21 protein-coding genes are annotated in these 18,801 nt (G+C 52.2%); 7 read left to right on the top strand and 14 right to left on the bottom strand.

All coding sequences use genetic code 11. The features are described from left to right. Positions 1–48: 48 nt before the first annotated feature. Entirely contained in the window at positions 49–594 is a 546-nt protein-coding gene (locus DVH26_RS00610) for an NAD(P)H-dependent oxidoreductase (protein WP_239630674.1), read from the top strand. A 42-nt stretch (positions 595–636) separates the two neighbouring features. Here DVH26_RS00610 and DVH26_RS00605 read toward each other — a convergent pair whose 3' ends face one another. From DVH26_RS00605 to DVH26_RS00595, 3 genes are read right to left on the bottom strand one after another with little or no spacing between them, the layout of a single operon-like run. Next, positions 637–1,527: a LysR family transcriptional regulator gene (locus DVH26_RS00605; RefSeq protein WP_239630673.1), complete on the bottom strand. Its 891-nt coding sequence runs from the start codon at positions 1,525–1,527 to the stop codon at positions 637–639. Positions 1,528–1,575: 48 nt separating this feature from the next. After that, positions 1,576–2,331, bottom strand: coding sequence for a twin-arginine translocase subunit TatC (tatC, locus tag DVH26_RS00600; protein ID WP_239630672.1), 756 nt, complete (start codon positions 2,329–2,331; stop codon positions 1,576–1,578). Between the two features lie 35 nt (positions 2,332–2,366). Then, positions 2,367–2,597: a MerR family transcriptional regulator gene (locus tag DVH26_RS00595; protein WP_239630671.1), complete on the bottom strand. Its 231-nt coding sequence runs from the start codon at positions 2,595–2,597 to the stop codon at positions 2,367–2,369. 238 nt (positions 2,598–2,835) lie between these two features. Here DVH26_RS00595 and DVH26_RS00590 point away from each other — a divergent pair, with 238 nt between their 5' ends. Genes DVH26_RS00590 through DVH26_RS00580 form a run of 3 tightly spaced genes read left to right on the top strand, consistent with a single transcriptional unit; the run spans position 2,836 to position 5,298 of the window. Then, positions 2,836–4,446 (top strand): flavin monoamine oxidase family protein, encoded by a 1,611-nt coding sequence (locus DVH26_RS00590; RefSeq protein WP_239630670.1) that lies wholly within the window; start codon positions 2,836–2,838, stop codon positions 4,444–4,446. A gap of 22 nt (positions 4,447–4,468) precedes the next feature. Next, a complete protein-coding gene (locus DVH26_RS00585) occupies positions 4,469–5,023 on the top strand; it encodes a RidA family protein (RefSeq protein ID WP_239635618.1) in 555 nt (184 codons plus the stop codon). A 50-nt stretch (positions 5,024–5,073) separates the two neighbouring features. Beyond that, positions 5,074–5,298: a twin-arginine translocase TatA/TatE family subunit gene (locus DVH26_RS00580; protein ID WP_239630669.1), complete on the top strand. Its 225-nt coding sequence runs from the start codon at positions 5,074–5,076 to the stop codon at positions 5,296–5,298. 277 nt (positions 5,299–5,575) lie between these two features. Here DVH26_RS00580 and add read toward each other — a convergent pair whose 3' ends face one another. The 5 genes from add to DVH26_RS00555 form a co-directional block, all read right to left on the bottom strand. Beyond that, positions 5,576–6,625 carry an adenosine deaminase gene (add, locus tag DVH26_RS00575; protein WP_345774032.1) on the bottom strand — a complete coding sequence of 350 codons (1,050 nt, stop codon included), beginning with the start codon at positions 6,623–6,625 and terminating at the stop codon, positions 5,576–5,578. A gap of 443 nt (positions 6,626–7,068) precedes the next feature. After that, positions 7,069–7,956, bottom strand: a complete 888-nt coding sequence (locus DVH26_RS00570; protein ID WP_239630668.1) for a DMT family transporter — start codon at positions 7,954–7,956, stop codon at positions 7,069–7,071. 80 nt (positions 7,957–8,036) lie between these two features. Next, entirely contained in the window at positions 8,037–8,837 is an 801-nt protein-coding gene (locus DVH26_RS00565; RefSeq protein WP_239630667.1) for a helix-turn-helix transcriptional regulator, read from the bottom strand. A gap of 39 nt (positions 8,838–8,876) precedes the next feature. Beyond that, on the bottom strand, positions 8,877–9,896 hold the full coding sequence (locus DVH26_RS00560; protein WP_239630666.1) for a leucine-rich repeat domain-containing protein: 1,020 nt from the start codon (positions 9,894–9,896) through the stop codon (positions 8,877–8,879). Between the two features lie 197 nt (positions 9,897–10,093). Beyond that, positions 10,094–11,032: an alpha/beta hydrolase gene (locus DVH26_RS00555; protein ID WP_239630665.1), complete on the bottom strand. Its 939-nt coding sequence runs from the start codon at positions 11,030–11,032 to the stop codon at positions 10,094–10,096. Between the two features lie 205 nt (positions 11,033–11,237). On the opposite strand from DVH26_RS00555, the gene DVH26_RS00550 reads away from it, so the two are divergent. Together DVH26_RS00550 and DVH26_RS00545 are read left to right on the top strand one after the other, a co-directional pair. Beyond that, entirely contained in the window at positions 11,238–11,975 is a 738-nt protein-coding gene (locus tag DVH26_RS00550; RefSeq protein ID WP_239630664.1) for an MBL fold metallo-hydrolase, read from the top strand. A gap of 58 nt (positions 11,976–12,033) precedes the next feature. Continuing rightward, positions 12,034–12,624, top strand: coding sequence for a CGNR zinc finger domain-containing protein (locus DVH26_RS00545; RefSeq protein ID WP_239630663.1), 591 nt, complete (start codon positions 12,034–12,036; stop codon positions 12,622–12,624). Positions 12,625–12,819: 195 nt separating this feature from the next. On the opposite strand, the gene DVH26_RS00540 is transcribed toward DVH26_RS00545, so the two are convergent. After that, positions 12,820–13,530, bottom strand: a complete 711-nt coding sequence (locus DVH26_RS00540; RefSeq protein ID WP_239630662.1) for a TetR/AcrR family transcriptional regulator C-terminal domain-containing protein — start codon at positions 13,528–13,530, stop codon at positions 12,820–12,822. Positions 13,531–13,626: 96 nt separating this feature from the next. Here DVH26_RS00540 and DVH26_RS00535 point away from each other — a divergent pair, with 96 nt between their 5' ends. Then, positions 13,627–14,343, top strand: coding sequence for a DUF6022 family protein (locus DVH26_RS00535; RefSeq protein ID WP_239630661.1), 717 nt, complete (start codon positions 13,627–13,629; stop codon positions 14,341–14,343). Positions 14,344–14,421: 78 nt separating this feature from the next. Here the strand turns inward: DVH26_RS00535 and DVH26_RS00530 are convergent, their stop codons facing one another. The 5 genes from DVH26_RS00530 to DVH26_RS00510 all read right to left on the bottom strand — a co-directional run bounded on the left by DVH26_RS00530 (position 14,422) and on the right by DVH26_RS00510 (position 18,740). Continuing rightward, positions 14,422–15,414 (bottom strand): siderophore ABC transporter substrate-binding protein, encoded by a 993-nt coding sequence (locus tag DVH26_RS00530; protein ID WP_239630660.1) that lies wholly within the window; start codon positions 15,412–15,414, stop codon positions 14,422–14,424. Positions 15,415–15,514: 100 nt separating this feature from the next. Next, positions 15,515–16,273 carry an iron ABC transporter ATP-binding protein gene (locus tag DVH26_RS00525; RefSeq protein ID WP_239630659.1) on the bottom strand — a complete coding sequence of 253 codons (759 nt, stop codon included), beginning with the start codon at positions 16,271–16,273 and terminating at the stop codon, positions 15,515–15,517. After that, positions 16,270–17,217 (bottom strand): iron chelate uptake ABC transporter family permease subunit, encoded by a 948-nt coding sequence (locus DVH26_RS00520; protein ID WP_239630658.1) that lies wholly within the window; start codon positions 17,215–17,217, stop codon positions 16,270–16,272. Before DVH26_RS00520 ends, DVH26_RS00525 begins: the two co-directional genes overlap by 4 nt. Next, on the bottom strand, positions 17,207–18,160 hold the full coding sequence (locus DVH26_RS00515; protein ID WP_239630657.1) for an ABC transporter permease: 954 nt from the start codon (positions 18,158–18,160) through the stop codon (positions 17,207–17,209). The genes DVH26_RS00520 and DVH26_RS00515 overlap by 11 nt, the downstream gene beginning before the upstream one ends. Positions 18,161–18,170: 10 nt before the next feature. Further along, positions 18,171–18,740 carry a nitroreductase family protein gene (locus DVH26_RS00510; RefSeq protein WP_239630656.1) on the bottom strand — a complete coding sequence of 190 codons (570 nt, stop codon included), beginning with the start codon at positions 18,738–18,740 and terminating at the stop codon, positions 18,171–18,173. Between the last annotated feature and the right edge of the window lie 61 nt (positions 18,741–18,801).

Below are 18,801 nucleotides of genomic sequence, written 5' to 3'. Positions count from 1 at the left end.
TACCGAAAGGCACACCAAAAACTTTACACAAAGAAAGGCTGATGAACGATGAAAATCATGGTGATTATTGCGCATCCCAACCTTGCTCAGTCGCAAGTAAATAAGGCTTTTGCCCACGCTCTGGAGGGGCAGGCGGAAATTACAGTGAGAGACCTGTACCGGGAGTACCCGAATTGGGAGATCGATGTGGCGAGGGAGCAGCAGCTCCTGCTGGAATATGACCGGATCGTGTTTCAATTCCCATTCTACTGGTACAGCTGCCCGCCTCTGCTCAAAAAATGGTTCGACGACGTGATGACCTACGGCTGGGCTTTCGGCAAAGAAGGAGTTCATCTGAAAGGCAAGCAATTTATGCTCGCCACTACAACCGGAGGTGCGGAGCACGGCTATCACGCGGGCGGAGATAACTGGTATACAATAGACGAGCTGCTGAGACCGATTCAAGTGACGCTGCTGCGCTGCAACGGGACGTTTCTGCCGACCTTCGTCACCTACGACACGACTTATGCCACGGCAGACTATATTGCGGAGGAAGCAACGCGGTATGCCGAGTCTATTCAAGCTCCCTTACGCTTAAGCCGGTATTCGTCTTAAAAAAGAAAAAAGTGCAGTACTCCCCGGGGAGTATTGCACTTCTTACTGCTTATGCCGTTCTTTCATAAAATCGACGAACCGGCCGATAGTTGCGAGCTGCAGGCTCGTTTCTTTATACACCATCCACGTGTTGCGCTTCATTGGCTCGCCGTTTTTCCGGTACAGCTCGACTTTGTGCAGCCGGTCCTCCGGCGTGACAAAGATGCCGGGAATGATGGTGTAGCCGAGCCCGTGCTTGACCATCTCCTTACAGGTTTCGTAGCTGTCCACCTGCATCGTGACGAGCGGAGGCGCATGGAACCTCTCATGCCACCAGGCGCCGACCGTCTCGCTGAAGGGCAGCGGAGCGTAAGTCCCTGCGTGAACCCGGGGCTGCTTGTAGCAAATTTGCGGCAAACTCGGAAGGTCCTCGAGCTCCAGCTTTTGCTGGGAGATAAGGCAGATGTGCTCATCATGCAGCAAATGTCTGCCCTCATACCACGGATAATCTCCGCGGACGACACCGACATGAATTTCCTCCCGCGTCAGGAGCTCGAGAATCTCCGTGCTCAACGCGCAGGTGACGATAAGCTGCACCTCGGGATATTGATCCCGGAATGCTTTCAATAACGGCGGCAGCTTGTAGAGTCCGAAGTAGCTGGATACCCCGATCCGTAGATGACCCTTCACCTCGTTGCGCATGTTTGTGATATAATTCTTCATCCTATGTAAATCATCCAGCATTTTTCTGGCATATTCGACTAAATATTCTCCCTCGGGCGTCAGCTTCGTCCCTTTGGAGTTTTTGACGATAATCGGTACGCCGAGCTCCTTCTCCATCTGGTGAAGCCGGTACGTCAAGGCGGGTTGAGTAATATACAGGCGCTCCGCCGCTTTGGTCAGACTCTGCTCCTCCGCTACGAACTGAAGCATCATGTAATCTTTTTCGTTCATGAATCCACTCCTTTCCGCTACCCATACCGACTGCATTTGAGCCTCGGATTAGGCCGTTTGCTCAAGGGAACCCGACTGCTGAAGCCGCAGCTTATTTCTGTAGACCACCCTGGACAGCCATACGCTGATTTCGTACAGAACGATAAGCGGAACCGCCACCATCAGATGGGATATGAGCTCCGGAGGCGAGATCAGGCTCGCCACGATCACCAGCACCAGGTAGGCATATCGACGCATAGTATGCAGCCGTTTCGGATTCAATATTCCAATTTTCGTCAGGAACATCACGATGACCGGAAGCTCGAACGCCACCGCGAGCGGAATGACGATGCTGAACATAAAGCCGAAGTACTGGGAAATGCCGTATGTCTCTGTGAACTGCAGGCTTCGGGCAATTCCCGTTGTAAAGCTGAAGCTCATCGGAAATACGATGAAATAGGCAAAGGAGAACCCTATCACGAAGCAGAGGACTGTAAATGGAATATACTTTAGCGCCGCGTCCTGCTCCTCCCTCCGTAGCCCTTTATTCACGAACTTCCACAGCTGGTATAGGGCGAAGGGCATCGTAACCGCAATTGCAAAAGCCAAGGCAATACTCATGTAAATGCGGATTGCATCCCACGGCGAGAACACGTTCCAGCTAATGCCCGATGCGGGCGGCACGCCTTTTAAATATAACAAAATTCGAGGTGCAATAAACAGCCCCGCTATCAAAGTAACGACCAGCGCCAGCATGACGAGTATAATACGCTTGCGCAGCTCGGCAACGTGATCCCATAGCGCCATTTTTCCGTCTTCCTCCATCGGCTTACCTCACCTGCCTTTTCTCCGTTTGGCCTTCAGTTTCCCTTGTACTGCTTCATCGACTTCAGCTCGAACGTATGAAAGCCGTCCTTCAGCTTTTGCTGAATCTCCCTCAGTCGGCTCACATCCTCAAAGGAATATCTGCGCGCTCCCCCTTTCGTCCTGTCCGGAAATACCAGCTTCCGTTCCTCGTAGTAACGGATTTGGCGCTCCGACAAGCCGGTTAATTCTTTTACCGTACCGATGTTCATCACTTTTCCTTCCATTTTCATAACCTCCGATGTTAACTAAATGTTATAAATATGCTGAATTTTAAAAAAATAATGAACTTCTTGCCTTAATCTTGAGTTGATTCTAACAAAAATGATTTTCAAAATGCAATGGTTTTTGAAAAAAGAAAAAATCGTGTTAGAAAACCTAACAAAAAGTGAGTCAAATAAAAATTTTTTTGGTACTATCTCGTTGTGAAGGTGAAGCCACTTTACCACGAAGGAGAAGAGGAGCATGGAGACAAAGGAATCCACTAAAGAAATGACACGCAGGCAGTTCTTGACGACTGTCGGCAAAATCGGAGGCTCGGCTGCCGTGTTTAGCATGATGGGGACATTGGGACTGCTATCGCCGGAGACGATAAAAGCAGCCGAGTTCACCCCTCCCGGTCAAGGCGACCTGTCTTCCACTCATCGCAACGGCAAAAAAATCGTGATCCTGGGCGGAGGCATCGCAGGCTTGACCGCAGCCTATGAGCTGGGGCTGGCCGGATACGATTGCACGATTCTGGAGGCAAGAGCTCGTTCAGGGGGGCGGATCTGGTCGGTACGGCGGGGAACCACAGTAACGGAGATTGGCGGCGTGAAGCAGGTCGCGCGCTTCGATGCAGGTCAAGGGTTGTACCTGAATGCAGGGCCGATGCGGATTCCTCAGTTCCATGTCACCATGGAATACTGCCGCAAATTCGGTATTGCAATCGAGCCGTTCAACAACGTGAACGAGCACGGCTACTACTATAACGAGAACGTCGGCGAGCTGTCCGGACGCAGAGTCCGAAAGCGCGAAGCCAAGGCCGATGTCAAAGGCTACGTTTCCGAGATGCTAGCCAAGGCGGTCAACCAGAACGCGCTCGACCTGCCGCTGACTCCGGAGGAAAAAGAAAAGCTTGTCGCCTATTTGAAGCGCGAAGGCGATTTGAATGCGGATCTGTTCTATAAAGGGTCAGAGCGGGGAGGATATACCGAGGAGCCGGGAGGCAAGCTGGATGCCGGCGTAAGAAAAGATCCGTTCGATATGAAGTCGATTATCAGCTCCGGGTTCGGCAACTTCTTCAGCAACGAATACTCTTACGATCAGCAAATGATGATGTTCCACCCGGTCGGCGGCATGGATCAAATCCCGAAAGCATTCGAGAAGCGCCTGCAAGGCAAAATCCAATTCCATTCCGAGGTCAAGGAAATACGTCAAAACGAATCCGGCGTCCGCATCACTTATACGAATCTGGAGACCGGCGTAACGAGAGAAATTACCGGCGACTACTGCATATGTACCATTCCTTTATCCGTTCTCAAGAGCATCCCGGCCGACTTCTCCGCCGAAATGGCCGACGCCATCGCCAAGACCAACTATGCTTCGGCAGGCAAAATCGGTCTCCAATTCAAACGCCGCTTCTGGGAAGAAGACGATCAAATTTATGGCGGCAGCTCGTTGACCAATATGGATATTACCCAAATGTACTATCCTCCGACGGAATATTTTGCGAAAAAAGGCGTCCTGCTAGGCTACTACGTTACCGGCGCCAATGCCGACAAGCTCGGGAAAATGTCGGTTGCCGAACGCGAAAGCTACGCCTTGAGCCAAGGGGCCAAAATTCACCCGCAATTCCATAAGGAGTTCGAAGCGTCCTTCTCCGTCCACTGGAAAAATATTAAATACAATGTCGGCGCATGGGGCAGCTTTACGGCGGAGGAACGCCAAACGATTTATCCAACGCTATGCAAACCGGACGGACGCATTTACTTGGCGGGTGAGCATATCAGTTACATTCCGGCATGGATGGCCGGCGGGATCGAGTCGGCGCGGAAAGTCGTTACTGAAATTCACGAGCGCGTAATGAAAGAATAGATGAAGGGACGGTTGAGTGACCATGAATAAAAAGATCAAATCCATCCTGGCCATCGGCTTATTATCCACTGTAGTAGGAATCAACGCCTATGCCGACGATACGGAAACGCCTAACAAGTATTCTGCCGAGCCGGTAAATGAAGCGGAATTTTACGGAAGCCCTTCTTCCTCAATTTCAAGCGGAGTCTCCGTTCCGGGCGGAGCGGCCTATCTATACACGAGCGGAACGGTGCCGCCGGTATTGAATAAAGATGGAGCCACCGTCTACGACCGTTACGGCGATACAAAAACCCAGGCGCAAGGTGTTCTGAAAAACATCGAGAGCCAGTTGAAGGAAAAAGGCTTGACGATGAAGGACGTCATCTACTTGCGCGCCTACCTCGTGGCCGATCCGGCCAAGGAGAACAAATTCGACTTTGCCGGCTGGAACGCCGCTTATGCGGAATATTTCAATAATGAAGCGAACCCGGTGAAGGTAGCGCGGTCCACTGTCGGCGTCGCCGGATTGGTCAACACCGACTGGCTGATCGAGATCGAAGCCGTAGCCGTATATCCCAAGAAGCATGACCAGAACTAAGATGAGGAGCGCTTAGCCCTCTCTCACTATCATGAAGGAGATGATTGCGCATGCTGCAAAATATCGGTTTTCCCGGTCTCATGTTGATTTTGATCGTTGTCCTGATCCTGTTCGGACCATCAAAGCTTCCGGAGCTCGGACGCGCGGTTGGCCGTACGCTGCACGAGTTCAAATCGTCCGCACGCGAGCTTGTTTCGGAGAACAAGGATGACGGCGAGGATTCCAAAGACATCGTCAAAGAGCGCAAGGACGTTACGGAGAAAAGTCCTGCCTAAGGGGAATAAGAAGAGCCGCCGGTTTGGCGGCTTTTTGATTGTCGGGAAACCCGTAAATATAACAATTCACCATTATACTCCGGTGGGATATCTCTCTCCGGCCGCTGTTGAAATCCGTAAAATTTGATTAGATTTATCGGTCTCTTCACGGATTTCAAAGGCGGACGCTCACTCTCCTCCAAGAGATATTCCCACCTACATTCATGGTTAACTCAAAAAAACAGGCTTGACAACAGCCCGAGGAGCCGCAAAGCAGGCGGCTCTTCTGATTTTGGATCTAAAGAACTCCCAGCTCCTTCATCCGCATGCCGAACTCCTGCCTGAGCACGCGCTTCTCGTCCTCCTCCAGGAAGGCGGCTCCCACGCCGTTCATGATCAGGACCGCGATTTCCGCAGGTGTAAATCCGAATGTATCCGCCAATACTTCATATTCCTTTGTGATCGTCGTGCCGGATACACCGGGATTATCCGTATTGACGGTAACGACAATTCCATGGTCGAAGTATTCCCGGATCGGATAAGCATCCCAGCACGACACCGCTTTGGTCTGAATATTGCTGACCGGGCACATCTCCAGCGGGATGCGGCGTTCTCTTATCATCTCGAGAACGGCCTCGTTTTCCTTCATGCGGACACCGTGCCCGATCCTTACGGCGCCGAGGTTTACGACCGCTTCATACACATTGTCCGCTCCAGCCGCTTCCCCCGCATGGATCGTTACCGGAAGTCCCCGCTCTCGCGAGGCGGCGAACACCTCCCGGAACAGCCCCGGCGGAAAGGACGCTTCATCCCCCGCCAAATCAACGGCCGCCAGCCCTTTCCCCTTAAAGCGGGCTGCCCCTTCAACAACCTCCAAGTTGTCCGCGACGGAATGGTGTCTCATGCAAATTGCAATACCCCGTGCTTTCACACCGAATTCCCGCTCCCCCCGATGCAACCCAGCAATAACGTGCCGAATCGTCTCGTCTACCGTCAACCCCCGCCTCCTGTGAAGCTGAGGCGCGAACCGGACCTCGATATAAAGACAGTGATGCTCTGCGGCCTGCCGTACCGCCTCATAGGCTACACGCTCCAACGCCTTTGCCGTCTGCAGGAACGGAAGAACAAAGTCGAACTTGCTCAAATACTCCTTCAAGCTGCCGCAATCATCGGTAACTTGAAGATGAGGGAGCAGCCCTTCCCTCTCATAAGCCGGAAGCTCTACCCCCTGCTCTTTCGCTAAATCGAGCACGGTCTGCGCCTCTACACACCCGTCCAAATGCACATGAAGATCCACCTTGGGCAGCCGCCTTACTAGAAGCTTGCTCTCGTTGTTGTTTATCATCATCGACCACTCCCTTCAGTTATCAAAAACTTCACTCGCTGTAATTTTTATATACTTTATATCAATGTTATTATTATGTCAATATATATAACATGTATTCTTTTGGTTACAAGATATGTGTATTTTTACTGAAGGAGTGAGGCAAGCTAGCTGCTTTGCATGGATAACCATACACAACGGGCGCTACTCAAGACGAGTAGAGTAGTGTGATTCATTCAACTATCCCAAGAATGACTACTGTTTGATAGCGGGATGTTTGATTGAAAGCAAAGCGAAAAGAGGGAGCACGCCTACGAGAAACAAGGCGGGTGCTGTAAGTATCCGAGGCATTTTGCCCTATAGGGATACAAGTATGCTCCCTCTCCGCCCAACACAGGTCAAACCGGGCATGCAAAAGTTCCACGGGGAACAATCGGCATTTCACAGACTGCGCAGCGGCTGCGCTCTTAGTTCTTTTGCAGCTTTATCCGTCTCGGCTTCACATTGACCATAACGATACCGGTAATAACGACCGCTCCTCCGACCAGCTGCAGAGGCAAAACCGACTCCTGCAAGAAGAGGTGGCCTCCCACTACGCCGACAATCGGCACAAGATTTAAGTACATTGTCGTTACCGTGACATCCAGCTGCCGCAAAGCGTAAATGTATAGTAAGTAACAGCAGGCGGAGCAAAAGACGGCCAAAAACAATACATGCAGCAGCACCGCTGCAGGAATCGGCCCCCACTGCCTATATTCGGTTAACGATAACGGCAAAAGCAGCAGAGTGCCGAACAGGTTCTGGTAAGTGGTCATGAACAGCCCGGAATACTGGCTCCGGAACGACTTATTGCACAGCGTATACAGCGACCAGGTTACCATGGCGCATACGATCAGCATGTTGCCCTTAAAATGGGCCGAAGCGAACTGTACTTGTCCATTGGCTGTAATCGCCAAATAAGTGCCGGCGAACGCTACCGCCATCCCTGACCATTGAAGTCCCGTAAGCCTCGTCTTGTAAATCAGCTGATCCAGCAGCGTAGCCAGGATGGGAATGACCGAGGCAATTAACGCCGCATTCGAGGCGGTTGATAGTTGAACTCCCGAGTTTTCAAAGTAAAAATACAGCGTCACCCCCAAACATCCGGCCGCCATCATGCGGAGCACATCCTGTTTATCCAGCCGGGACGAAGGCTCCTTCTTTTTCAGCCATAGCCATAGCAACGCCGAAGCGACGGCAAACCGGATCAGCGCCATCGTAATGGGCGGAATAAAGCCGACCGCGATCTTTATGCTGACGAATGAGCTTCCCCACAGCAAGAGAACAATCAGCATGCCTATATGTCCATATTTCACATCTGTCCCCTCCTCCGTCGATATCACCATTGTACGGACGGAGCGAGAGGACGTATTGTATAAAATTGCGGTACTAGGCGTTACAAGGAGCTTCTGTAATGTTGGGGGGTGACACCGGCAAAATGCTTGAACAGCCGCGTAAAATGGCTTTGATCGTAAAACCCCGCCTCCAAGGCAACGTCAGAGATGGATCGCTCTGGACTCAACTGCTTTTTGGCGTAGTTGATACGAAGCATGTTTTGGTAAGCGTGAGGAGGGATATTATGCTCTTTCTTAAAGGAATGAATGAGGTGGTATTTGCTGACGCCCGACACCCGCTCCAGCTCTTCCAATGTTATGGGCTCCAAATAATGCTCATGCAGATAGTCCTTCACACGGATCATATGAGGCTTCAGCACTGATGCATCGGAGCGTTTCCCTTCAACGGCAGCGGATGGGAAGATAGCCTTGAGTAACGCTATGGCAGAGGATTCGGTTTCGAGCGGCGACAGATTTCTCGTCATGCATGCGGCAAGACGGTTCAGCAGACCTAGGCCGAGTCCGTTCGTACTATGGTCCGGGAGGAACGGCTGACGAGCCGGCATAGCATCACGGATCACGCCGTGTACCCAGTCAGAGTGAAAAAAGACCATCTTGTACCGCCAATCGGACGATTCCTGAGGATTGCACGCGTGAGGCAAATACGGCGGAATCCAGATCAGCCGGCCCGCCTCCACATCCAGATGGCGACCGTCGCACCAGACGGTACTGGAGCCTTCTTCAATAACGCCGAGCGAATATTCTTCGTGAAAATGCTTCTTGTACGAGGCGCTCTTATCGGTACATAGTTTGAGCTCAAGAAAAGGAAGGGAACGCTCCCGGTAAAAGGCAATAGCTGTCATCGATGCACCTCCATCTCTATTACGATACAACACGGAAGATCATGGTTGGCTGCCGCTGACCGGATTGTTATACATCGCGACATGCTGCAGCTTCGGCAGCTTTAAGAGCTCTACGGGCTCCGCATCGAATAAATTGTTGCTTAAGTCGGCATAGACGAGATTGCGCAGGTTCGCCGCTTCCGAAGGCAGCCTCCTCAGGCTTGTGTAGTTGATGAACAGATGCTCCAGCTCCGTCAACCGCCCGATTTCCGCCGGCAGCCTATCGAACGAGACGTCCTCCTTACGAATAATGGACTGGCCTTCGTCCAACCGGTAATAGCTGCCGCAGCCTACCGTCAACCGCTTCAGGCGAGTCAGGCTGCCGATCTCCTTCGGAAAAGGCAGCAAGTCGGCCGTATAAACCGTCAGCTCCTCCAGCTGCCTGAGCTCCTGGAACATGTTTTCCGGAAGGCTCCGGATATGGTGCTCGAATATGTACAATGTTTTGAGCGTGTGGATCCGGCTTACCTTATCAGGCAGCTCGTACAGATCAAAGCCCGTAATATGAAGACGCTCCGCCCTATGCCTTAGGGCATCATCGAGCAAATCGTCCAGCCCTGCGTTAAACTCTCCCCGCAAAAACAAGCCGTCGATTTGACGCGAGAGCGCATTCGCCTCATCCTCTTCGAGATGAATACCCGCCATATCCTCGTGCGCTACCGTAGTGAGCCAATCGTTACCATCGGCGTCCAGGAAGCCTAAATCCTCAGGCAGGTGCGGATGGCTCCATGCCAGCAATCGCTCGGCCTCGCTACGGAGCACTTGCGCCGCTTCGCTATGACAAGCGTAAAAGTAGACGGTCCCTCCGTTGGAGTAAGCGATGCTATGCTTCCCCCGCAAGCTGTCGCAGCTTTCCTGCTTGATCAGATAAGGCTCCAAAAGCCGGAGCACGCGATGGCAATTTTCATTCATGTACATCTGCTCCCGTGTCGCCAGTACGAACATCGAGGAATGCTCTATCGCATAGTCGATGAGCCTGCGGTAGGCTTCTCCCTTAGGATCGTTATAAATTTGTATCATGCGCCGGTCACTCCTCCCCCTTGTGTTTAACCCTAGCGCGCTTTATTTCTTTTATTTGAAATGACAGCATGTGTTTATACGGAAAAATCATCCTCGCGTATATTATAGTCCTTCTCCTCTGCCGGAAACAAACAACCCTCGGCAAATGACAAAAGCACCTCCCCCCTGATATCCAGGCTGAAGAGGTGCTCTCCCGCTTACATATGCTTCGCCAAAAATGCAGCTACCGCCGATTCATAGCCTACCGGATCGACACGGCGGGACATCCCGTGGCCGGCGCCGGGTACAACGTACAGCTCTTTATCTCCCGCGGCCGCTTCGTACAACCGATACACCATATCGAACGGCACGAACGCATCAGCCTTTCCGTGAATGAACAGCATGGGCATCGCGGTCCGGCGTACCTGCTCTATTGCCGAGGCTTCCCCGAAAAAATAGCCCGCCCGAACCTTGGTCAGCAAACTGGTCGAAGGCAGAATCGGAAAGTCCGGCAAATGGTACAGCCGCATGAGCTGGTAAGACAGCTCGTCTTTAGCCGACGTATACGCGCAGTCGGAGACGATGGCTTTGACATTGCCCGGCAGCATCTCTCCGCTCGTCATCGATACGGTAGCGCCTCCCATGGACACTCCATGAAGCGCTATGGCAGCGTCCGGCCCCACGATCTCGATCATCCGCTGAATCCACTGCAAATAATCTTTGCGCTCGGGCCACCCGAAGCCGATATAGTCCCCCTCGCTTTTTCCATGCCCTCTGGCATCCGGCAGCAGGACGTTGAAGCCTAAGCCGTCATGGTAAAACTTCGCGAAGGCATCCATGTCGGCTGCTTTACCCGAGTATCCGTGGGCGATAATAGCCGTTTTGTTCGTAGGGGCTGCCGCTTCGATATAGTAGCCGGACAGCGTCAACCCGTCGTGCGATTGGATCGATAATTGGCGCAACGGTTGGCTGTTCATCCAGTTCGACCGGTTGCTGTCCGCCAGTTGTTCCAGATCAGGATCATCCGCGAGGAAATCTTTCGGCGACCGCTTGATCGCAACATGATAAAAATAAAAGCTGGCGATAACGTCCGCAAGCAGCAGGACGACGATCAGGCTGAGTATGCCGCGAATCCAGCGAGATGTAAGTACATTCATAGCTTCCGACCCTCCAAGAGCATTCCGCACTATCATTAGCAGTATGCCCTAATGGATTCAGCCTTCAACCCGGGTACCCCGACAAAACACACCTTTTACACAACCAATAAAATAATATTTTACAGGTTATATTTATTGGTATATAATACCAATATAACCCTCAAAGATCAATTATACAGGTTATACAAAAAAAGGAGTGATTCGCATGATCATTCAGAAGCTGCCGTGGGCAGGCATTCGCGTACAGACGGAAACAACCAGTTTGGCTATCGACCCGTTATTCCATTTCCCTTCCAAATTCGGTCAGCCGCAGGAGCCGCTGTACCCTTTGAACGAGTTCGGGCCAGTCGATGCCGTTCTGATTACGCACCATCACGGAGATCATTTTGATCCCGAGGCTATCGCTTCTTTTTATGGCGAAGCGGTTCCTGTGTACCTGCCTGAGGCATCGGTTGAGCTAGCCGGCCATAGCAGGCTGACCCATGTTATGGGCGCAGCCGTCGGACAATCGTTCTGCATCGGTTCCTTCACGATTACAGCAGTCCCTTCCGTCGACGGGATGGGAGATCCGCAAGTCGCCTGGATCGTTCGAAGCGAGGATACCCAGCTTATCCACTGCGGGGATACGCTCTGGCACGGATACTGGTGGAGCATCGCAAGCACGTATGGTCCGTTCGATGCCGCCTGCTTGCCGGTGAACGGGGCCGTACTCGAGCTTCCCGGACGGAAGCCGAGCGGACAGCCGATCTGCCTGACTCCTGAGCAAGCCGTGTCCGCCGCTGTTGTTCTGGGGGCACGAACGTTAATCCCTATCCACTACGGAATGATCCATCATCCTCCTATCTACACGCAAACACCGAATCTTTTGGATCGCTTAAAAGCCAGCGCAGATGGTACAATGGACTTGACCATTCTTCAGACTAAGGAAATTCATGTGCTATGAGGAGCAGCTAGTGTCCTGATAGTCTGAATCTGATATGTAACGGAAGGATGATGTAGCAATGGAACCGGCCATTTTCGTATTAGGAGGCACACTCTGGATCAATCTGCTGAATACCGTCTGCATGCATAACAAACTTCCTGCCGATTTGTTATCGCACCCCGCCACTGCGCTTCCTTGGCTCGAGGCGAACGGGCTGGTGCCGGCCGGAGATGCCCCCCTTTCCGAAGAAACATGGAGCCAGCTCAGCACAGAGCTAGTTTCGCTTCGCAATTTATTCGAGGAGGCCCTGTACGAGCTCGGGCAGCATGGGCCATTGTCCGATCGGCTATTTGATTCGATAGCCCGAAGAACCGATGCGCTATCGGTCAGAGTCAAGCTTACCCGAACGGAGACAGGCGCTGCGCTGGCTTACGAAGGCAAAACTGTTGTGGACGACGTTCTGTATCGCATCCTCCGCTCGTTCACCGATACATTGGAGCTCGGCTCCATCGACCGCATCCGCAAATGCGAGCATGAGGAATGCATCCTCCGCTTTATCGACACGTCCAAGAGCGGCAAAAGACGCTGGTGCAGCATGGAGCTTTGCGGAAACCGCCATAAAGCGGCCGAGTTTTATGCCAAGAAGAAGCTTAGCAAGGCGATCCGTTAAGCCCTTGACTTGACCTGCCCTACCCTGCTATCCCATCATCATCTCATATATGACATGAACCAACGGAAAGCACCCCTGAAACCCTGCACAGGCAATATAGGCAGCTGGTTCAAGGGTGCTTTGTTGTTGTCCGGACCGTTCTGTCCTGGGAATGATGAACACGCCGTACGCGGTGCGGTCTTGGAGGAACATAGCTTACACTTTCCCGGCCTTTGCTTCAAAGCCGTCCATCAGAGCTTCCAGTCCGAACTGAAACTCCTCATCTCCGTTCGGCCTCGTCGTGTAGACGGCAAGACGGATCATATTAGGGAACCGGTCCTCCGGCAGCGAACGGTAGGCTTCTGTATAGCTTCCATCCCTCTGCTCCATCCCGCCGTCCTCGGGACCGGTCAAAGCCTTTAGGCGGGCTTCGTCCGCAGCGAAGCCAATCACATAATTTTTCAGGATGGAAGCCATCCAAGGAATATGCTCGTCCCGGAAACCGGCTGCTGCCAAAATGTGAAACAACCGTTCGATCTGGGTCAATCGGCCATATCCCATGGCGATGGTCGCCTGGAAAATGTCTGGCGCATCCCTGCAGCCGCGCAGGGCCGTTAGAAAAGCGCCCGACCATTGGACCAGCTGTTCGCGCCAAGGAAGCGCCGAGTCAGGTTCGGCCATTTGATCGCTCAATGTATCGGCAAGCAGCTGAAGCAGCTGATCTTTATCTTTCACGTGGTAGTACAAGGAAGCGGTCTTCACACCCAAGGCATCCGCAATTTTCCGCATGCTCAGCTCTTTGAACCCGGATTCGTCCAACAGCCGGAGCGCGGTCTGGATAATTCGCGCACGCTCCAAGGGCGTGTGCCCCGGCTCCCCCGCTGTACTAGCGGTATCGTTCTGCGGATAAGTCCTTCTTCTAGCCATAGCTCTACTCCCTTCTCTTGACAAGTATACCATAAGCAATTATTCTAATACCATTAGATTATTCTAACACCATTAGATTAATAGGAGGTATATCCAATGAAACCTTTGCAAGAAGCTCTTGAAAACAACCAAAAGCTCACCATCCAAACTCTGGTCAAACATTTGAATGAAGCATTATCGGAATTATGGGATGAGGTATGGCACGATAATGAAGAGGAGCTGACGCGAATGTTCGCAGAATACGGCGACCGGGCTTATGGAGCTTACGTCCAGAAGCTGGTGACCCCCTTATGCGAGCAAATCCGCGGAGCAGGCTACGGAATGAAGTCCGGGTTCCATTATGCCGATTCCATAGAAAATTGGGGGCCGCCCGAGGAACGGGAGCGCTGTGCCTGGTATGTGATCGAACGGCCGGAAAGCGGTCCGCTTGGTACCGCTGTGCTGCAATTGTACCACTCCCATGCCCGCTTCCGCCTTCCGCAAGCTCCTGCGTTCTTCGCTCTGGAAGAAACAGAGCGCGAAGCCATAGTGACCGCCATTACCTACGCCGCTGTACGCACGAACCGTTATGCCTCGGGCGGATACCAGGATCGAAGCGCCGACAGCTTGCAGCAATGGGAGTATGCAACGGACACCGGCCTCGGTGACTATATCCGTTCCAGTCAGGCGCAGCGTGCCGCCGGCCTCGACCCGGCGTTGGCTCCTTGGGGTCGCAACGGCTGGGAGCTCGTCTCGGTTGTTCCGCACAACGACCGCTTGATCGGCTTTTTCAAACGCCCGGCTGCTCATCCCCCGTTTGCTGCGGAGCAGTAGCCGCACATTGCGCAAAAAGCCCGCCCCCATTAAGGGACGGGCTTCACATTTTGCTTCACGTGGAACGAAACCTACGTCTTATTTATAAGCCTTTGCCACTTCGCCAACCATCTCCGCTACGGAAACAAGGCCGCCGCCGGACAAGTACCAGTAGTTTTGATCCAGGTAGACGATATTTTTGTTCACATACGCTTTAGTCTTCTTAACCAGCTCGTTTTCTACCAACGCTTTCGCGCCTGTTTTGGCTTCGCCGCCAACCGCAGCACCGCGGTCTACTACGAACAAGTACTCCGGATTTTTCTCGGCAATAAATTCGAAGGAAATGCTTTGTCCGTGAGTGGACACTTCCAGGTTTTTCTCAACCGCAGGGATTCCCAGCACGTCGTGGATCAAGCCGAATCGGGAGCCTGGTCCGTAGGCGCTGATCGTGCCGTCGTTAGCCAAGATAACCAGAGCGTTTTTGTTGGATGCCGCAACCTTCGCTTTTACGTCCTTGATCGATTGCTCGATTTTCGCTACTTCCGCATCGACAACGGATTCCTTGCCGAAAATTTGACCGATCATTTTCATGTTGGTTTTGAACGAATCCATGAAGTTTTTGTTGTCTACGCCAACGTACAAGGTCGGAGCCAACTTGCTGAGCTCAGGGTATGCAGCCGACTGTCTTCCGGAAATGAGGATCAAGTCCGGTTTGATGGAGCTGATTTTCTCGTAATCCGGCTCCTGCAGCGTTCCGATGTTTTGGTACTTCGCATCTTTATATTTCGCTAAGTAAGGAGGCAGGTTCTTTTGAGCGACGCCCGTTACTTCCACGCCCAGCTTATCCAGCGTGTCCAATGCGCCGAAATCGAATACGATGACTTTTTTGGGGTTTTTCTTTACTTTGGTCTCACCCAATTGATGCTTGAAGGTCAGCTCTTCATTGGACGCCGGTGCCGGTGTTGCCGTCTGTCCGCCGCCGCTTCCTGCTGCAGGAGCCGCACCATTCGAGCTCGAGCCTGTAGTGCCGCAAGCTGCAGCGAATACCGCCAAACAAATCATCAGCATAAGCATAGGTAAACTTTTTTTCATGTTAACCACCTCTTTAGTTTTTTGAAAAGTAATTATTTGAACGGCAGCTTGTCACAAACAAACCACCAAATAATTTCTATAAACCAGGACTCTATTTAGCTCAGCTGAAGTAAACGCAAATTTTGTTGCCGTTGATCGTCTCGATCGGGATGTCCATATCGTAAACCTCCCGCAGAACGGCGGATTCGATGATCTGATCGGTTGGTCCTTCCTTCACAACCTTCCCGTTCTTCAGCGCGACGATATAGTCGGAGTAACAGGAGGCGAAGTTAATATCGTGGATGACGATGACCACCGTCTTGCCGAGCTCGTCGACCAGGCGTCGCAGCACCTTCATAATTTGCACGGAATGGCGCATATCGAGATTGTTCAACGGCTCATCCAGCAGCACGTATTCGGTATTTTGCGCAATGACCATGGCGATGTACGCCCGCTGATTTTGCCCTCCGCTCAATTGGTCCAAATATTTGTGCTGCATGTCGCCAAGCTCCATATATTGAATCGCTTCATCGACATGCTTCCAGTCCTCCGGAGTGAGCTTTCCTTGGGAATAAGGGAACCGTCCGAACGAGACGAGCTCCCGGACCGTGAGCCGGACATTGATATGATTGGACTGCTTCAGGATCGAGATTTGCTTCGCCAAATCCGTGCTTTTGCACTGCCCGATCTCCTTGCCGTCGATGTAAACCTCTCCAGCATCTTTGGCCGTAATACGGCTGATCATGGACAGCAGCGTGCTTTTACCGGCCCCGTTAGGTCCGATGAAGGAAGTGATTTTCCCCTTGCCGATTTGCAGCGACACGTTCTCTACGACCGGCTTGCCTCCGTATGCTTTGGATAGTTGCCTGACTTCAATCATGATTTGTTCTCCCTCAACAGAAGATATAGAAAGTAAATGCCGCCGATCAAATTGATGATGACGCTGAGCGTGGTGGTGAACGTAAATACTCTCTCGACGATCATCTGCCCGCCGACCAATGCAATAATGCTGATGAGAATCGACGCGGGAATCAGTACGGCGTGCCGGTACGTTTTCATAAATTGATAGGTGACGTTGGCCACGAGCAGGCCGAGGAACGTAATCGGTCCTACCAGCGCGGTCGCTACGGAAATGAGTGCGGCAATGATGATCAGCAGCCGTTTGACGACAAAATGATAATTGACGCCGAGATTGATCGCCTGATCCTTGCCTAACGACAGCACATCCATATATTTCGCGAACCGGGAATAATAGACCGCGATCAAAACAATGACCACGCAGCATATCGTCGTCAGCTGGCCTTGCACCTTGTTGTAGCTGGCGAACATTTTGCCCTGCAGGACGAGGAACTCGTTCGGATCGATCAGCACCTGCATGAACGTCGTCAAGCTTCCGAGCAGCGTCCCGAGCACAATCCCGATCAGCAGCAGAAAATACAGATTGTTCCCTTCGCGCTTGAACATCACCTTGTACAGCAGCCCGGCAAACAGCATCATCAGAACGAGCGTCATGGCGAAGTTGATATTGTTGTCGACCAGCAGCTTCGTAGTCGAGCCGAAGGCATAGACGACGGCAGTCTGCGCCAGCATGTACATCGAATCGAGCCCGATGATGTTCGGCGTCAGGATCCGGTTGTTCGAGATCGTCTGGAAGATGACGGTGGAAAAGGCGATACAGGCGCCGGTCAGCACGATAGACAACACTTTCCAGCCTCGGCGAGGCAGAATATAGCTCCAATTGTCGCCGACTTGAATGAATACGAAGAGGGCGATAAGCGCCAGGGCGACAACGGATAACGATGCGATTTTTGCTTTATAAGTCATAAGCCTTTCTCCTCAACAGTAAGTAAAGAAAAATACCGCTTCCGAGCACTCCGACCGTTAGGCCGATTGGAATTTCGAACGGGTAGATGATCACCCGGCCCAAAATATCGCAGAACATGACGAATACAGCCCCCAGCAAGGCGGTATGCGGAAGGTTTTTCTTCAAATTATCGCCGTGGTACAAGGTGACGATATTAGGGATGATCAGCCCGAGAAAAGGAATCGTCCCTACCGTCAGCATCACGACGGAGGATACAAGAGCTACGATGACGAGACCAAGGTTGACGACTTTTTTGTAATTCAGCCCGAGGTTGACGGAGAACTCCTCCCCCATCCCGGCAATCGTAAATTTGTTGGCATACAAATAGGCGATAATAACGACCGGTATGCTCAAGTACAGCAGCTCATAGCGGCCTTTCATCGTCAGAGCGAAATTCCCCTGCAGCCAGGACGAAAGATTTTGAATCAAATCGTACTTGTAAGCAAAAAAGGTGGAGAACGATGAAATGATGCCTCCGAACATCAACCCGACGAGCGGGATAAAAATGGCATCTTTATATTTCACCTTGTCGAGAATTTTCATAAAGACAAACGTGCCGAGCAGAGCGAACACGAAAGCGACCAGCATCTTCTGCATCGGCGTCGCGGAGGTGAACAGCAGCAGCGAAACGAGAATGCCCAAACGGGCGGAATCGTCGGTGCCTCCCGTCGTAGGAGAAACGAACTTGTTGCGGCTGAGCTGCTGCATGATCAGTCCGACGACGCCCATGCTGACGCCGGCAATAATGATGCTGATCAAGCGCGGGAAGCGGCTGATGAACAGCACCTGCAGCTGGTCTTCGGTCAGCTTGAACAGCTCCCACGGTTTGATCTCTTTGACCCCTATGAATATAGAGGCGATCGATAGCACGATAAGCAGGACAACCAAATATCTTAATTTCACGTCATTTCACCTAGTTGGCCTGATTAATAATCGTAGTCAGCTCGGCTGCCGGTATTCTCGGCTGAGGCGCCGACACCTTGCCCGGATAGCCCAGATGGAGGCTTCCGACGATTTTTTCGCCGGGTCCGACGCCGTAAGCGTCCCGGAACGCCTGCACATGGAGCAGCGGATACGTCTCCCATACAAGCCCGAGCCCTTGCTCCCACGCCAGCAGGCTGAAGTTTTGCACAATGCAGCTGACCGAGGCGTAGTCTTCTTCCCATACGACAGGCTGCGTATTTTCTTTCATTACTATGGCAATGAACATCGGCACCGAGGTGAACCGGTTGTAAAACTTCTCGGCAAGCTCCTGGCTTTTCTCAGGATTGCTCTCCCGCTTAGCAGCAAAGGCGCTGGCAGCGTCCGCCAGTCTTTTGCGGCCTTCTCCATGGACGATAACAAACCGCCACGGCTGAGTCATTTTATGATTAGGAACCCATACCGCCGTATCGAGAAGCTCCTGCACAAGCTCGATATCGACAGGACGGTCCTCGAATTGATGGACAGAACGTCTTTCTTTAATCAACCGGGCCAATTCCATGCTACATTTCCCCCTGTTTTCTTATCACTTGCCTGCATCGTATGATCTAATCGAAAGTGAT

The organism is Paenibacillus sp. H1-7, from assembly GCF_022354825.1.
Lineage (GTDB): Bacteria > Bacillota > Bacilli > Paenibacillales > NBRC-103111 > Paenibacillus_S.
The sequence above is the reverse complement of the archived record's forward strand: the minus strand, read 5'-3'. Positions and strand labels throughout refer to the sequence as shown.